General features: G+C 63.5%; 14 protein-coding genes. 5 read left to right on the top strand and 9 right to left on the bottom strand.

All coding sequences use genetic code 11. From position 1 onward, the window contains the following. Positions 1-4: 4 nt before the first annotated feature. From OOJ09_RS01145 to OOJ09_RS01125, 5 genes are read left to right on the top strand one after another with little or no spacing between them, the layout of a single operon-like run. On the top strand, positions 5-1102 hold the full coding sequence (locus OOJ09_RS01145; RefSeq protein ID WP_269903424.1) for an ABC transporter ATP-binding protein: 1098 nt from the start codon (positions 5-7) through the stop codon (positions 1100-1102). Positions 1103-1107: 5 nt separating this feature from the next. Continuing rightward, on the top strand, positions 1108-2220 hold the full coding sequence (locus OOJ09_RS01140) for a mandelate racemase/muconate lactonizing enzyme family protein (RefSeq protein ID WP_269903423.1): 1113 nt from the start codon (positions 1108-1110) through the stop codon (positions 2218-2220). Positions 2221-2230: 10 nt separating this feature from the next. Further along, a complete protein-coding gene (locus tag OOJ09_RS01135) occupies positions 2231-2560 on the top strand; it encodes an L-rhamnose mutarotase (protein ID WP_269903422.1) in 330 nt (109 codons plus the stop codon). Continuing rightward, positions 2553-3629: a Gfo/Idh/MocA family protein gene (locus tag OOJ09_RS01130; protein ID WP_269903421.1), complete on the top strand. Its 1077-nt coding sequence runs from the start codon at positions 2553-2555 to the stop codon at positions 3627-3629. The genes OOJ09_RS01135 and OOJ09_RS01130 overlap by 8 nt, the downstream gene beginning before the upstream one ends. Next, positions 3626-4081 (top strand): MaoC/PaaZ C-terminal domain-containing protein, encoded by a 456-nt coding sequence (locus tag OOJ09_RS01125; protein WP_269904040.1) that lies wholly within the window; start codon positions 3626-3628, stop codon positions 4079-4081. The genes OOJ09_RS01130 and OOJ09_RS01125 overlap by 4 nt, the downstream gene beginning before the upstream one ends. Before the next feature lie 132 nt (positions 4082-4213). Here OOJ09_RS01125 and fghA read toward each other — a convergent pair whose 3' ends face one another. The 9 genes from fghA to OOJ09_RS01080 form a co-directional block, all read right to left on the bottom strand. Next, the gene (gene fghA / locus OOJ09_RS01120; protein ID WP_269903420.1) at positions 4214-5077 is read right to left on the bottom strand and encodes an S-formylglutathione hydrolase; all 864 of its coding nucleotides are present in this window, start codon (positions 5075-5077) and stop codon (positions 4214-4216) included. 163 nt (positions 5078-5240) lie between these two features. Next, positions 5241-6680, bottom strand: a complete 1440-nt coding sequence (locus tag OOJ09_RS01115) for an NAD(P)-dependent oxidoreductase (protein ID WP_269903419.1) — start codon at positions 6678-6680, stop codon at positions 5241-5243. A gap of 58 nt (positions 6681-6738) precedes the next feature. Continuing rightward, positions 6739-8004: an NAD(P)/FAD-dependent oxidoreductase gene (locus OOJ09_RS01110; protein WP_269903418.1), complete on the bottom strand. Its 1266-nt coding sequence runs from the start codon at positions 8002-8004 to the stop codon at positions 6739-6741. A 25-nt stretch (positions 8005-8029) separates the two neighbouring features. Further along, on the bottom strand, positions 8030-8812 hold the full coding sequence (locus OOJ09_RS01105; protein ID WP_269903417.1) for an HpcH/HpaI aldolase family protein: 783 nt from the start codon (positions 8810-8812) through the stop codon (positions 8030-8032). Between the two features lie 20 nt (positions 8813-8832). Next, entirely contained in the window at positions 8833-10524 is a 1692-nt protein-coding gene (locus OOJ09_RS01100; protein ID WP_269903416.1) for a GMC family oxidoreductase, read from the bottom strand. 15 nt (positions 10525-10539) lie between these two features. Beyond that, positions 10540-12018, bottom strand: coding sequence for an aldehyde dehydrogenase family protein (locus OOJ09_RS01095; protein WP_269903415.1), 1479 nt, complete (start codon positions 12016-12018; stop codon positions 10540-10542). A gap of 103 nt (positions 12019-12121) precedes the next feature. Further along, positions 12122-12985 (bottom strand): amino acid ABC transporter ATP-binding protein, encoded by an 864-nt coding sequence (locus OOJ09_RS01090; RefSeq protein ID WP_269903414.1) that lies wholly within the window; start codon positions 12983-12985, stop codon positions 12122-12124. Then, complete coding sequence (locus OOJ09_RS01085) at positions 12982-13638, bottom strand: amino acid ABC transporter permease (RefSeq protein WP_269903413.1); 657 nt, start codon at positions 13636-13638, stop codon at positions 12982-12984. The genes OOJ09_RS01090 and OOJ09_RS01085 overlap by 4 nt, the downstream gene beginning before the upstream one ends. A 75-nt stretch (positions 13639-13713) precedes the next feature. Further along, positions 13714-14556, bottom strand: a complete 843-nt coding sequence (locus OOJ09_RS01080; RefSeq protein ID WP_269903412.1) for a transporter substrate-binding domain-containing protein — start codon at positions 14554-14556, stop codon at positions 13714-13716. Positions 14557-14578 lie beyond the last annotated feature (22 nt).

Genomic DNA, 14578 nt, shown 5'->3' with positions numbered 1-14578 from the left:
TCCAATGGCAACTGTTTCCCTCCGAAAACTGACCAAGCGCTACGGCAATATCGGGATCGTGCATGGCATCGATCTCGACATCGCCGACCGCGAATTCATCGCGCTGGTCGGCCCCTCCGGCTGCGGCAAGTCGACGACGCTGCGCATGATCGCCGGACTGGAAGAGATCAGCGCCGGCTCGATCGAGATCGGCGGACGCGTCGTCAACGACCTGCCGCCGCGCTCGCGAAACATCTCGATGGTGTTCCAGTCCTACGCGCTCTATCCACACATGACGGTGCGCGAGAATCTCGGCTTCTCCCTGAAGATCGCCGGCGCCGCCAAGGAAGACATGGACCGCCGCGTCGCCGAGGCATCGGCCATCCTCGGCCTCGACACGATGCTTGACCGCCGCCCCTCGCAACTGTCGGGCGGCCAGCGCCAGCGCGTTGCCATGGGCCGCGCCATCGTGCGCGATCCCGATGTCTTCCTGTTCGATGAGCCGCTCTCCAACCTTGACGCCAAGCTGCGCACGCAGATGCGCACCGAGATCAAGAAGCTGCATGCCAAGGTGCAGTCGACGGTGATCTATGTCACCCATGACCAGGTCGAGGCGATGACGCTTGCCGACCGCATCGTCATCATGCGCGACGGCCATATCGAACAGGTCGGTGCGCCCGACGAGGTTTTCCGGCGGCCGGCGACACGCTTCGTCGCCGGCTTCATCGGCTCGCCACCAATGAACCTGCATGAAGCCACGATCGACGACGGCCAGATGGTTTTCGCCAGCGGCGAAAAGCTGCCGCTGCCCGGCCAGTTCAAATCCGATGTCGCCACCGGCGACAAGGTCGTGTTCGGGCTGCGGCCCGACGACATCTATCCGACCGGCCATGGCATCAGTTCCGGCGGTGCGGGCGACGTCCACCAGATCGAGCTGCCGATCACGGTCACCGAACCGCTCGGCAACGAGACGCTGGTGTTCGTCGAGTTCAACGGCACGGACTGGGTGTCGCGCATGCTGAACCCGCGACCGCTCAGGTCGGGCGAGCGGGTCGCCATGAGCCTCGACATGTCGCAGGCGCATCTGTTTGCCGCCGACACCGGAAAGACATTGCGGAGCTGACCGACATGGCTAGAATCGAGAAAGTCGAACTGCGGATGGTGGACCTTGTGCCCAAGGTCAAGCGCACCGATGCGATCCAGAGTTTCGTCAGCCAGGAAACGCCTGTTGTGACGATCACGGATTCCGACGGCGCGGTCGGCACCGGCTACAGCTACACGATCGGCACCGGCGGCTCGTCGGTGATGCGGCTCTTGTCCGACCATCTTGCGCCGCGCCTGATCGGCCGCGACCCCGACATGATCGAGGCGATCTGGCACGATCTCGAATTCGCCACGCATGCCACCACGATCGGCGCGATCACCGCAATCGCGATCGCTGCGATCGACACAGCGCTGTGGGACCTGCGGGCGAAGAAACAGAGCCTGCCGCTGTGGAAGCTGGCCGGCGGCGCCAGGGACCGCTGCCCGCTCTATACGACCGAAGGCGGCTGGCTGCACATCGAGACACAAGCCCTGGTCGACGACGCGCTGGCCGCCAAGGCCAAGGGCTTTCGCGGCTCGAAAGTGAAGATCGGCAAGCCGCATGGCGCGGAGGATCTCGCGCGCCTGTCGGCGGTGCGCAAGGCGGTCGGCGACGGCTACGAGATCATGACCGACGCCAATCAGGGATTCTCGGTCGACGAGGCGATCCGGCGCGCGGCAAGGCTGCGCGAACTCGACCTCGCCTGGATCGAGGAGCCGCTGCCGGCCGACGATATCGATGGGCATGTGCGATTGTCGAATTCGACGCCAACGCCGATCGCCATCGGCGAGTCGCTCTATTCCATCCGCCATTTCCGCGAATACATGCAGAAAGGCGCCTGCTCGATCGTCCAGGTCGATGTCGGCCGCATCGGCGGCATCACGCCCTGGCTCAAGATTGCCCATGCGGCGGAGGCGTTCGACATTCCGGTCTGCCCGCATTTCCTAATGGAACTGCATGTCAGCCTGACCTGTGCTGTTCAGAACGGCAGATATGTCGAGTACATTCCGCAACTCGACCAGTTGACCGGCAAGCACATGCGCATCGAGGATGGCCAGGCGCTGGCGCCCGACGAACCGGGCATCGGCATCGACTGGGACTGGGACGCGGTCAAGGCCATGAGCATCGCCGAGTTCACCACGACGATCTCGAAATAGGGAGACTGGCATGCAGCGGATGGGGATGGTTCTGGGGCTGAAGCCGGAAAAGGTCGAGGAGTACGTCCACCTTCATGCCGCTGTCTGGCCCGACGTGCTGGCCATGATTTCGGCCTGCAACATCAGGAATTACTCGATCTACCTGAAGCGCCCGGAGAACCTGCTGTTCAGCACTTTCGAATACCATGGCACCGACTACGAGGCCGACATGGCCAGGATGGCGGCCGATCCCAGGACCCAGGAATGGTGGGCGGTCTGCATGCCTTGCCAGGAACCGCTGGCGACGCGCAAGGATGGCGAATGGTGGGCAGCGATGGACGAGGTCTTCCATCATGACTGAAGGCGGTTTCGACCCTGCCTCACTCGTTCAGACCTGGCCCAAGCCTTCGAAGCCCCGGCCGATCGTCACCTTCGGTGCCGGATCGATCGTCGGCGACGCGCATTTCCCCGCCTACCGGAAGGCCGGCTTTCCGGTAGGCGGGCTTTACGATCCCGATCATGCCAGGGCCGCAAGGCTGGCGGATCAATGGGGCGTGACCGCCTTTCGCTCGGCCGAGGAAGCCGCCGCCGTCGGGGGCGCGATCTTCGACCTCGCCACGCCGCCCTCCCGCCATGCCGATGTGCTGAAATCCTTGCCAGACGGCGCCGTGGCGCTGATCCAGAAGCCGATGGGCAGCAACCTTGCCGAGGCAACCACGATCCTCGAGATCTGCCGCGCCAAGAAGCTCCACGCGGCGGTGAACTTCCAGTTGCGTTTCGCGCCGATGATGCTGGCGCTCAAGGACGCGATCGCCAAGGGCTGGCTCGGCAAGGTCGTCGACTTCGACGCCTGGCTGGCGGTGGCGACACCTTGGGAGCTGTGGGAGTTCCTGCTCAAGGCGCCGCGCGTCGAGATCGCCATGCATTCGATCCACTATCTTGACCTGATCCGGCAGTTGCTCGGCGACCCGCAAGGTGTCCACGCCAAGACGCTTGGCCATCCCAACCATGCGGTGGCGCAGACGCGCACCAGCGCCATTCTCGACTATGGCGACACCGTGCGCTGCGCTCTGTCGATCAATCACGACCACAAATTCGGCCGCCGGCACCAGGCCTGCGAGTTCCGCATCTGCGGCACCGAGGGAGCAGCCTATCTCAAGCTCGGCCTCAATCTGGACTATCCGCGCGGCGAACCGGATGTTCTGGAAATCTACCCGAAGGGCGGGGCGGACTGGGTGGCGGTGCCGTTGGCCGGCGAGTGGTTCCCCGACGCCTTCGTCGGCCGCATGGCCAATGTCCAGCGCTTCGCGGCCGGAGAAGACGCAACGTTGATCAGCCCGGTCGAGGATGCCTGGAGCACGATGGCGCTGGTCGAGGCGGCCTATCAGTCGAGCGCGGCACCGGCGACACCGATCGCGGAAAGACCCTGATGGAACAGATCCAGTATTTCGAGGACTACGAGATCGGCGCGTCACGCCTCACCAGCGGCCGCACCATCACCGAGACGGACTTCATCGTCCATGCCGGCCACACCGGCGATTTCTTCCCGCATCACATGGACGCCGAGTTCATGAAGACGACACCGTTCGGCCAGCGCATCGCCCACGGCACGCTGGTGTTCTCGGTCGGCGTCGGCCTGACGGCAAGCGTCGTCAATCCCGTCGCCTTTTCCTATGGCTACGACCGGCTGCGCTTCATCAAGCCGGTGTTCATCGGCGACACGATCCGCACGCGCACCACCATCGCGGCCAAGGAAGACGATCCCAAGCGGCCAGATTCCGGACGCGTGATCGAGCGCTGCGAGGTGATCAACCAGCGCGGCGAAGTGGTGCTGGCGGCCGACCACATCTACATTGTTGAGCGCAGGCCGGCGCAGAGCTGAAGCCATCGTCACCTGCGCCGTCGCGCCGTCGGCAGGCGGCCAGAAGGTCTCGATGCCGCAGTCGTATTTCAGTCTTGCATTCGCCGGCGTCCGTCGCGGAAGGCAATCAGCCCGCCGGGATGGCAAAAGGCCTTATGCGCCGGCTTTTGGATCAGACAATCTTTTGGCGTGCCATTTCAGATGGTCGTCCATGAAGGTCGAAATGAAGAAGTACGAGTGATCGTAGCCCTCTTGCATCCTCAGATTCAACGGGATGCCGGCCTTGGCGCAGGCCGCTTCCAGAAGCCAGGGCCTCAGCCCATCGTTGAGGAATCCGTCCGAGGTGCCCTGGTCAACAAGAAGCTCCGGGAAACGATGTCCGTCCTCGACAAGCGAGGTGGTGTCGTGGCTCCGCCATGAGGCCTCGTCATTGCCCAGATACTTCTCGAAGGCCGGCCTCGACCAACCGGCGGTGCCTGGCTGCACGATCGGCGCAAACGCCGAGCAGCTTTTGAACCGGCCGGGATTTTTCAGCGCAATCGTCAGCGCGCCGTGGCCACCCATCGAGTGGCCAAAGATTGCCTGACTCGCCATATCGGCCGGAAATTCCTGTGCGATCAGGGCCGGCAATTCCTCGGTGATGTAGGAATACATGCGATAGTTCTTCGCATAAGGCTCCTGCGTCGCATCGACGTAGAAGCCGGCGCCGCTGCCGAACTGCCAATTGTCCTTCTCGTCAGGAATGTCGGCGCCACGCGGACTGGTGTCGGGACAGACGACGATCAGGCCAAGCTCCGCGGCCATCCGCCTGTACTCGCCCTTGTCCATCACATTCGCATGGGTGCACGTGAGGCCAGAGAGGTACCACACCACCGGGCAAGGCGTTTCACCGGCCTGCGGCGGCACGAAAACGGCAAACGTCATGTCGCAGGCGCAGGCATCCGAAGCGTGGGAATAGACGCCCTGTACGCCGCCGTGCGACTTGGCTGCAGAGATGATCTTCATCCGGTCTGGCATATGCTTCTTCTCCGCCGTTTCAAAACGCCATTCACGAGCGGTGTGTCTACGGCATCGGCTGTGACTGCGGCAACCCCGAGGCGCGCAGGATCGAGGGCTTGGGTATCGGCGGGAAGCGAGGCTTGCCGGCACCTGTCCACCTCCGAACCGGGGCAGCTCGACCCTATTGGTAGGGGCCTCTGAGATTTAGGCTCTCGGCCAAAATGCAAAAGCCATTTACCAACCGGACAAGCTCCTCGCCTTGTTCGGCGATGACCTTGCCGCGCTCATCCGGCAGCGCGATTGAAAGGGTCTTCCATAGCCGGGCTTGCCGTTCACACAGATCAGCCAATTCGGCGCACTCGTCGGCGGTCAATTTCCTGAGGTCGCGTGCCGTCACCGGTCCGATGCCGGGAGGCGTGGTCGCCCCCAGCGAAAGATACCCTTCCGGGACGGTGCCTTTGGCGTTGGTCACCGATTTGCGGCAGATGACGTCGAATATCTGGTCGACGGCCTGCCTGGCGCCGGCGACGCGCGAAGGATGGTCCGTATCGGCGGCAGCATGCGGCAGGAGTTCAAGCCTGGCGCCATGCTTTTCGACGAGATCCAGATAAGGCAGCATTGGACCGGAAAGGTTGCCGGTCGAGGCATCCCTGAACAGATCGGCATCGATCGCGGCATGGCGCACCTGACCTCTGTCCAGGGCGTCGCCAAGGGCCGCAACATCGACAAGCTCGCCGCGATCGTAGTTGATCAGCACCGCGCCCTTGCTCATGCGTGACAGGATATCCGCGCCGATGAACCCGGCATTGGCATAGCGCCCGGTCTGCGCGTCCTGCTTGCCCAGACCGACATGGACACTCAGCACATCTGCGCTTTCAGCAGCGTCGCCAAGGTCTGCCGCATAGGCAAAGCCCTCGGCTTCTATCCAGTCCCGGTGCCGCGGGCGTGCGTGGATCACCACGCGCATGCCAAACGCGCGGGCAAGCTTGGCCACCTCGCGGCCGATGTTACCGTAGCCGATGATCGCGATCGTCTTGCCTTCCAGCTTCTCGGTCGGAAAATCGCGCAGTTCCCTGCCGGTATCGAAGGCGCCGCGCGCCACCCGGTCGTGAAGCAAGTCGACCGGGAGATCCGGCAGCACTTTGAGGATGGCCTTCATCACCATCTGCGCGGTGGCGCGGCTGTTGATGCCGGGCGTGTTCATCAGCACCGCGGTGCCGCCCTCGCCACTGCCGCCACCCCAGGAGCGCGAGCCCATATTGCCGGTGCCGGCACCGATCCGCACGCCGGCCAGCGGAAAGACGGTTTCGGCGGGCAGGAACGTAGCGGCGGCGATGACGGCGTCATAGCGTCCATCGCCGGCGGCATCGATGAGCTCTTCCCGGGTGCTGAGGTCCGGCTGGTAGAAGAAATGCACCCTGCCCTGTTCGAGGCCTGCCTTGTCGCCAAGCGCCGTCGCGTGAAAGCGGCCGCCCCTGGCTTCGATATGGGCGCGCACTTCGCTCGGGTCAGGCTTGCCGTCGGGGCCGAAGCGCAGGCCGACCAGATCGCAGATCAGCACCGTGTAGGCGCGCTGCGAATCGATTGGCTCCACGGCCTGTGTATTGGTGTTTGCGGTCACGTCGTTTCCCCATGCAAGAACGGAAAGGCCTGCTGGCACAGCAGCGCGCTCTGAACAATCAGAACCTATCAGCCCGGAACGGCGTGAGATCGATCGCTGGCGGCAAACCGGCGGCAAGCTGCGACACGATCTTGCCGGTGACGGCGCCGCCGATCAGCCCCTGATGGCCGTGGCCAAAGGCGTAGATGACGTTCCTGGCCCGCGACGCCCGGTCGATGACCGGAATGCTGTCGGGCGTACCGGGACGATGCCCCATCCAGCGCGTGACTTCGCCAACCTCCAATTTCCTGAACATCGGCCGCGCCTGTTTGAGAAGAACATCCGCCCGGTGCATGTTTGCCGGCGCTCGCAGGCCGGCGAATTCGACATTGCCGGCGATCCGCAAACCGTCCTCCATCGGCGAGGCGACGAACTTACGGTCTGCCGAGATGGTCTGGATGCGCAGGCCCGTATCGGCGCCCTTGACCATGATGTGGTAGCCGCGCTCGCTCTCCAGCGGAATGCGGTCGCCGAGCTTGCGGGCAAGGTCGCCCGACCAGGCGCCGGCGCAAAGCACCACCGTCTCGACCGGTAGGTGGCCGCCGCCTTCAAGCCGCAGCGCCGACGGACCGTTGGCGGCCATGTCGAAGCCGAGCACTTTTGCCCTGATAAAGCGGGCGCCCTGACGCGCCGCATGTTCGGCGAGCTTTGCAACAAGACGGCCGGGATTGGGACATTGCCCCTGTTCGGGCAGATAGACAGCGCTCTTGAAGATCGGCGCCAGGGCAGGTTCGAGCTGCCGGATTTCGTCGGCATCGAGGATGTCCACCTTGACGCCATGCTCGCGCCGAAGCCCGAGGCCATAGGCGCCCCTGGACGGCCCGTCCGCCGTCTCGTGGACGAAAAGCTGGCCGCGTTTCTGCAGCAGATCCTCGCAGCCGGCGGCCTTGATCAGCGGCTCGTAGCACTCGAATGTATAGCGGTGCAGCGAGCGCATCGCCGACGATATCTCCTCGACACGGGATTTGCGGCTGGCACCCAGGAAGCGCAGCAGCCAGGGCAGTGCGTGCGGGAGATAGGCCAGCCGCACGATCAACGGCCCTTCCGGATCCATCAGCCATTTCGGCACGTTGCCGAGCACGCCCGGCATCGAGTTCGGGATGCAGGATCCCGGACAGATGCCGCCGGCATTGCCGAAGGAGCATTGCTCCTCCGAGCCCGGTAGGGCGTGATCGACCACCTCGACGGCAAAACCCTGTTCGAGCAGGTAATTCGCGGTGCAGACGCCGATGATGCCGGCGCCGATGACCGTCACCTTGCCGCGCGGCGTGCTTGTCGATGACATGACAATCGATCCGGATTTATGTCGATCAGGGTGCGATCGCGCTCGGCGTGCCGGCGCGGAAGGCCGGCAGTGAACGCGACACCATCTGCTGCAGCATGCGGAAGTCGGAGAGATAGGCCATGAAGCGATAGCCTATCCTGCGCATATCCACGCCATAGGCGACCGAGCCGCAATGGATGCCCGGAATGACGCCGGCTTCCTTGCATTTGGCGGCGATGTATTCGATCGCCTCGTAGACGGCCGGATAGCGCGGATCGAAGCCCGGCGCCTCGCCCATGGTCACCGCAAGATCCGACGGACCGACGAAGATGGCGTCGAGATTGGGGGTCTTCAGGATATCTTCCAGGTTCTTGACCGCCTGCTCGCTCTCGATCATCGCCATGGTGATGATGGTGTCGTTGGCGTGCTGGAAATAGTCCGCGCCGGCATAGAGCGAAGCGCGCAGCGGACCGACGCTGCGGCCGCCCTTGGGGAAATAGCGGCATGCCTTGACGAAGGCGTCCGCTTCCTCGGCGGTGTTGACCATTGGGCAAATCACGCCATAGGCGCCGGCATCGAGCACCTTGCCGATGATCGCCGGATCGTTCCACGGCACGCGCACCATCGGCGTCGTGTCCGTGGTCGAGATCGCCTGCAGCATCGGCACCGCGTCGACATAGTCGGTCGCGCCATGCTGGAGATCGATGGTGAGCGCGTCCCAGCCCTGCTGGGCCATCAGTTCCGCCGAGATCGACGAGGGAATGCTGAGCCAGCCCGTCACCACTTCGCCGCCGGCGGCCCAGATGTCCTTCACCTTGTTCTTGCGCATAGCCTTGATGTCCTTTTCGATTATCGGGAATGCAAAATCAGGTCCGCCGCTTTTTCAGCGATGGCGATCGTCGTGATGTTGGTGTTGGCGGCGATGATCGTCGGCATGATCGAGGCGTCGACGACCCGCAGCCCCTCCACGCCACGCACGCGGCACTCGGCGTCGAGCACCGCCATCGGATCGTTGTCGCTGCCCATTTTGCAGGTGCCGGAGACATGCCAGCCGGACCAGACGGATTGCTTGACCCAATCGACGATCAGATCTTCGTTGCCGAGCATCGTGCGGATGCGGTCGGTGGTGCCGAACTTGCGCCTGAGCAAGGTTTCGCGAAACAACGGCGCGTAGTCGAAGAGATAGGCGGCGGATGCCGTCTTGACCCAGTTCCACGGCTTGCGGACGCTGAGCGCGCGGGCCTCGTCGCTGTAGCCGGCCAGGAACCAGGTGTTCACATGCTGCTGGACGTCGGGCGTTTCCATGATCCGGCAAATGCGCTTGAAGCCGTCGACCAGGCGCATGAGGTCGCGGCCGTCGGAAGCGAGATTCAGATCGACGATCGGCTCGTCGGTCTGGGCCGCTGTCTTCAGGGTGACGGTTCCGCGCGAATAGGATTTGTTGACGCAGACATTGAGGGCGCCCATCGCCTTGCCGAGCGGATGCCAGCCGGCGCGGTTGACGGGCATCAACAGCATGTCGCCGGAGTGGCAGTCGGCATAATTCGAGGAGTATCTGACGCCGAGAAAGATGTGGCGCCGCTGGCCGGGCTTCAACCGCGCCGATTTCTTGAAATGCGCGCCGACCGCCAGATGTGGATGATCGGTCAGGTTCTCGCCGACGCCGGGGCGATCGGCAATGACCTCGATGCCCAGCCGCTTCAACTGCGCGGCCGGACCGATGCCGGCGCGCAGCAGGATCGCCGGCGAATGCAGGGCGCCGGCTGATACGATTGTCTCGCCGGCGCTGTAGGTCTTCCTCTGGCCATCGATCGTGACCTCGACGCCGGTGATGCGCGTCCCCTTGGTCACCAGCTTCTCGACGAAGGCGTTGGCGAAGATCTGCAGGTTCTTGCGGGCGCGCGCCTCGCTGTCGAGATAGCCGATGGCCGTCGACACGCGGCGGTCGTTCTCGTTCGACAAGGGAAGCGGGAACGAGCCGTCCTCGAAGCTGGCATTGTAATCCGGCCGGTAAGGGTACTCGCCTTCCGTCGCCTTGAGGACGGATCTGGTGAAACCGGCCCAGTCCTGCGGAAAGACCCGCCGGATGGGAATACGGCCGGTCTTGTTGTGGAGATCGCCGTCGAAGTCGAGGTCGCGCTCGAGCTTCTTGAGGTAGGGCAGCATGCCTTCCCATCCCCATCCGGTAAGGCCGAGACCCTCCCATTCGTCATAGTCGTGCGGCAGGCCGCGCACCGCGAACTGGCCGTTGATGCTGGAGCCGCCGCCCATCACCTTGGCCTGTTCGAGCTTGGCGGTCTTGACCACTTGCGCGTTCTGCTTCGGCGAACGGTTGAAGACCCGCAGCTCCGTCCAGTGGTATTTCGGGTCGAAATAGGAAAGGCCGGGGTAGCTGTCCGCGATCACCTCCGGCACATCGTCCGGAGGCGTATCGGGCCCGGCTTCGAAAAGCGCGACCTGCCTGGTGCCGCTTTCCGAAAGACGGCTGGCAAGCACGGCTCCGGCCGAGCCGCCACCAACGATGATGTAGTCGAATTGCATAGGCGTGCGCTCGCTTCAGGCGTAGTTGGCCCAGATGGCCTTTTGGCGCAGGAACGCCTCGATACCGGCACGGCCCATGTCCTTGCCAAAGCCGGACCCCTTGTAGCCGCCGGCCGGATAGGTGAACTCCGGGCCGCGCCCGTGCTGGTTGATCCAGACCATGCCGGCCTCGATCGAATCCGCTGCCTTGAGCGCTTTCTTCAGGTCCGTGGTATGGACACTGGCGGCAAGCCCGTAGACCGGGTGCGCCGCCTGGGCGAGGCCTTCCTCGAGATCGGCGAAGGTGCGCACGGTCAGCACCGGACCAAAGAACTCTTCCTTGAAACCGATATTGTCGTCGGAGACGTTTTCCAGGATCGTCGGCGCATAGAAGCTGCCTTCGTTGCGGCCTTCGAGCACTGTTGCGCCTGTGACCACCGAGGCGCCCTCACCGATGCTGCCACGGACCATCGTATCGATGCGCTCAAGCTGCTTGCGGCTGATGATCGGTGCGAAGGTCGTAGTCTCGTCCCAGGTCGGTCCCGCCTTGATCGCCTTGGTCCGGGCGATGAGACGCTCTACGAGTTCATCCGCAATCTTGTCCTCGACGATCAGCCGCGAGCCCGCCGTGCAGACCTGGCCGGCATTGTCCATGAACGCCGCCGCGACCCGACCGGCCACCACATCGATATCGCCGGCATCCGCGAGTACCAGTTGCGGGCTCTTGCCGCCAAGCTCGAGGGTGACGGGCTTGATGCCGGACTGGGCCGCCAGCGTCATGATCGCCGCCCCTGTCTGCGTCGAGCCGGTGAACGAGATCTTCAGGATGTCGGGATGGCGCACGATTGCCGCTCCGGTCGTGTGGCCATAGCCGTTGACGACATTGAACAGGCCGGCGGGAATGCCGGCCCTGGCGGCAAGCTCCGCCAAGGCAAGAAGGCTGTGCGGCGTCAGTTCCGAAGTCTTCATCACCACCGCGTTGCCGGCGGCCAGCGCCGGGGCGAATTTCCACGCAGCGGTGATCATCGGGAAGTTCCAGGGCACGATCGCGCCGACAATGCCGTAGGGCTCGTGCTTGACGATGCTGAGCGCATTCGCCTCGGTCGAGGTGACCGTGCCTTCGATCTTGTCGCAGAACTCGGCGTAGAAGCGCACGACGCCGGCGGTGCGTACCGCGTCCCTGACAATGGTCATCGAAATCAGCCGGCTCGACCCCATCGCCTCCAGCTGTCCGAGATAGGTGGCATTCTCCTCGATCAAGGCCGCGAAGCGCAACAGCACGGCGGCGCGGTCGCGTGGCGCGATCTTAGCCCAGCGGCTCCGCGCCAGCGCTCCTTTTGCGGCATCGACGGCCTGCTGCACCGCGGCTTCGCCGCCGTCGGTGACCATGCCCATGTGCTGGAGGTCAGACGGCCGAAGAACCTCGATCTCCGTGCCAGGCAGTTCAACATACTGCCCGCCAATGTGATGGCCCTTGGGGATGGAGACCGTGGCTGGATCGAAACTCAGCGTCATTGATATCTTTCCTTCCGCGGCCATCTCGAAGGGCCCGCATGGATTGGTGCGGTTCCCTTGCCGACGATGGCCACTTGACTGTTGTGCGTGAAGCGGCGTGCCTTCAGCACGCCTTCTCGGCCTCACGCGCCTCGAGGAACGGGCGAAGCAGATCCGCCGATTCATGGAAGCGTCCGACAAAACTCTTCAGACGCGGATGTTCGGGATGCAGCAGCACCTTGGACGGTGGCCCCTGTTCCGCGACCAATCCCTGGTCGAGAAACACCACCCGATCGGCGACCTCGAAGGCAAAGCCCAGTTCGTGGGTCACGATCACCATGGTCATGCCGCTCTTGGCCAGCTCGACCATCGCCTTCATCACTTCGCCGACAAGTTCGGGATCGAGCGCCGAGGTCGGCTCGTCGAACAGCATCACCTTGGGCTGCATGGCCATGGCCCTGGCGATCGCGACCCGCTGTTGCTGGCCGCCGGAAAGCTGGCGCGGATATTTCTCCACATGCTGTGCCAGCCCCATGACATCGAGAAGCTTCAGCGCCGTTTGACGCGCCTGCTCCTTCGGCTCCTTCTTGACGATAACCGGGCCTTCCATGACGTTCTCGAGCGCCGTCATGTGCGGGAAGAGGTTGAACTGCTGGAACACCATGCCGGTCTTCGAGCGTATCCGGTTGACTTCCTGGTTGGGTATCTGGGAACGGCCCTTGCCGCTGGCCTCGTTGTGAAACAGAATCTCGTCGCCGATGACGATGCTGCCGCTGGTCGGAGTGTTCAGCAGGTTGATGCAGCGCAGCAGCGATGTCTTGCCCGATCCGCTGGCGCCGATCAGCACGACCACCTCGCCTTCGACGACCGAGAGGTCGATGCCGTTCAGCACCCGCTTGTCGCCGAACTTCAGGCAGATGCGGTCCAGCCGCAGCACCGGCCTGTCGCTCTTCTCCGGCGCGGGGGCATTCGATTGGGTGATGCTCATTTTACGCTGGCCCCGCTCTTTTCGAGTTTCCGGGACAGCAGCGTCAGCGGAACCAGGATAATCAGGAAGATGACGCCAACGGCGGTGTAAACTTCCATCGGCCTATAGGTGAAACTGCTGATGTAGCTGGCCTGATAAAGAAGGTCCGGGACCGTTATCATCGACAGCAGCGTCGTGTTCTTCATCTGGATGATCGACTGACCGGCGAGCGGCGGGATCATCTTTCGAAAGGCCTGCGGCAGGATAATCCGGCGCATGCGCTGGCCATAGGACATGCCGATGGCGGTTGCCGCATCCGTCTGGCCGGGATCGACCGACTGGACGCCGGCGCGCAGGATTTCGGCGTAGAAGGAGCCGACGTAGCAGCTGAGCCCAATGAAGCCGGCCCAGAATTTCGTGACATTGATACCGGCGAAGATCGGGAAGGCGTAGTAGACCCACAACAGCGTGACGAGCAGCGGAATGTTGCGGAAGAACTCGACATAGATCTGGCCGAGGATGACCAGCGGACGGAAGGTGCTCAGCTGGATAAGCCCGATGAAAAGGCCAATCAGCATGCCCGCGCCGATCGTGATCACGGTAAAGTAGAGCGTCATCAGGAGACCCTGCCAGAGCAGCCCGATGTTGTTGGTTATGACTGTATAGTCGAACATGGCGTCCTCACTGGTTCGATGCACGTCCAGTGGTGGCCTGACCGCCGCGCTGTGCGGCGGTCAGGCTGTTTGCGATCAGAAGCTGAAGCCTGCCGGAAGGATCGACAGATCGATGCCACGGGCTTCCCATGAGCGGGCAAGCTTGCCCTGGGCGAGGCCGAGCGAACGTTCCTGCAGTATCCAGTTGGTCAGGAAGTTGATGAAGCCGGCATTGCCGGGCTTGCGCGCCACGGCAAGCGTTGCCGGATTGCGCAGGATCGGCTCGGGAAGCGACACATTTCCGATCTTCTGGTTGGTGATCTGCAAAGCGTCGAAAATGGAGAAGACGACGCCATCGGCGCGGCCAGCCTGGAGTTCCATCAGCGCCAGGCCGCGATCTTCCACCGGCGTGATCTTGGCCTTCGGCAGCAAGGCCTCGGCGACGACCTGCATGGTGCTGCCCTTCTGGACGACAACGGTCTTGTCGGGCGAGTTGAGTTCGGCCCAGGTCTTGACCGGCTTGCCGGGAGGCGTCAGCACGGCCCAGGCGTCGGTGAACAGCGGCTCCCACAGATAGTCGACGACAAGGCCGCGCTTCGGGTTCGGATTGACGCCGATGGCGATGTCGATCTTGTTGGACTGGAAGTCGGCGGCCAGGTTGCCCCAGGTCGTCTCGACAGGCTCGAGCTTGACGCCGAGCTGGGTCGCGATCTCGCCGAGGAATTCATAGTAGAAGCCGCTCCACTGGCCGGTGGCCGGGTCCTTGATGTAGCCCGGTTCCTCGCCGGTCATGACCGGCACCTTCAGCACGCCGCTGGCGCGGATCTGTTCGATGACAGCGGATGGATTGTCGTCGGCCGATGCGGCGATGGGTGCCGAGAGCAGGCCGAGGCCGATGGTCAAGGCGGCCATGAACGTACGAATGACTGTGAATTTCATTTCATTCCCCTTTCTGAATTAT

This window comes from Mesorhizobium qingshengii (assembly GCF_027563465.1).
Classification (GTDB): domain Bacteria; phylum Pseudomonadota; class Alphaproteobacteria; order Rhizobiales; family Rhizobiaceae; genus Mesorhizobium; species Mesorhizobium qingshengii_A.
The sequence above is the reverse complement of the archived record's forward strand: the minus strand, read 5'-3'. Positions and strand labels throughout refer to the sequence as shown.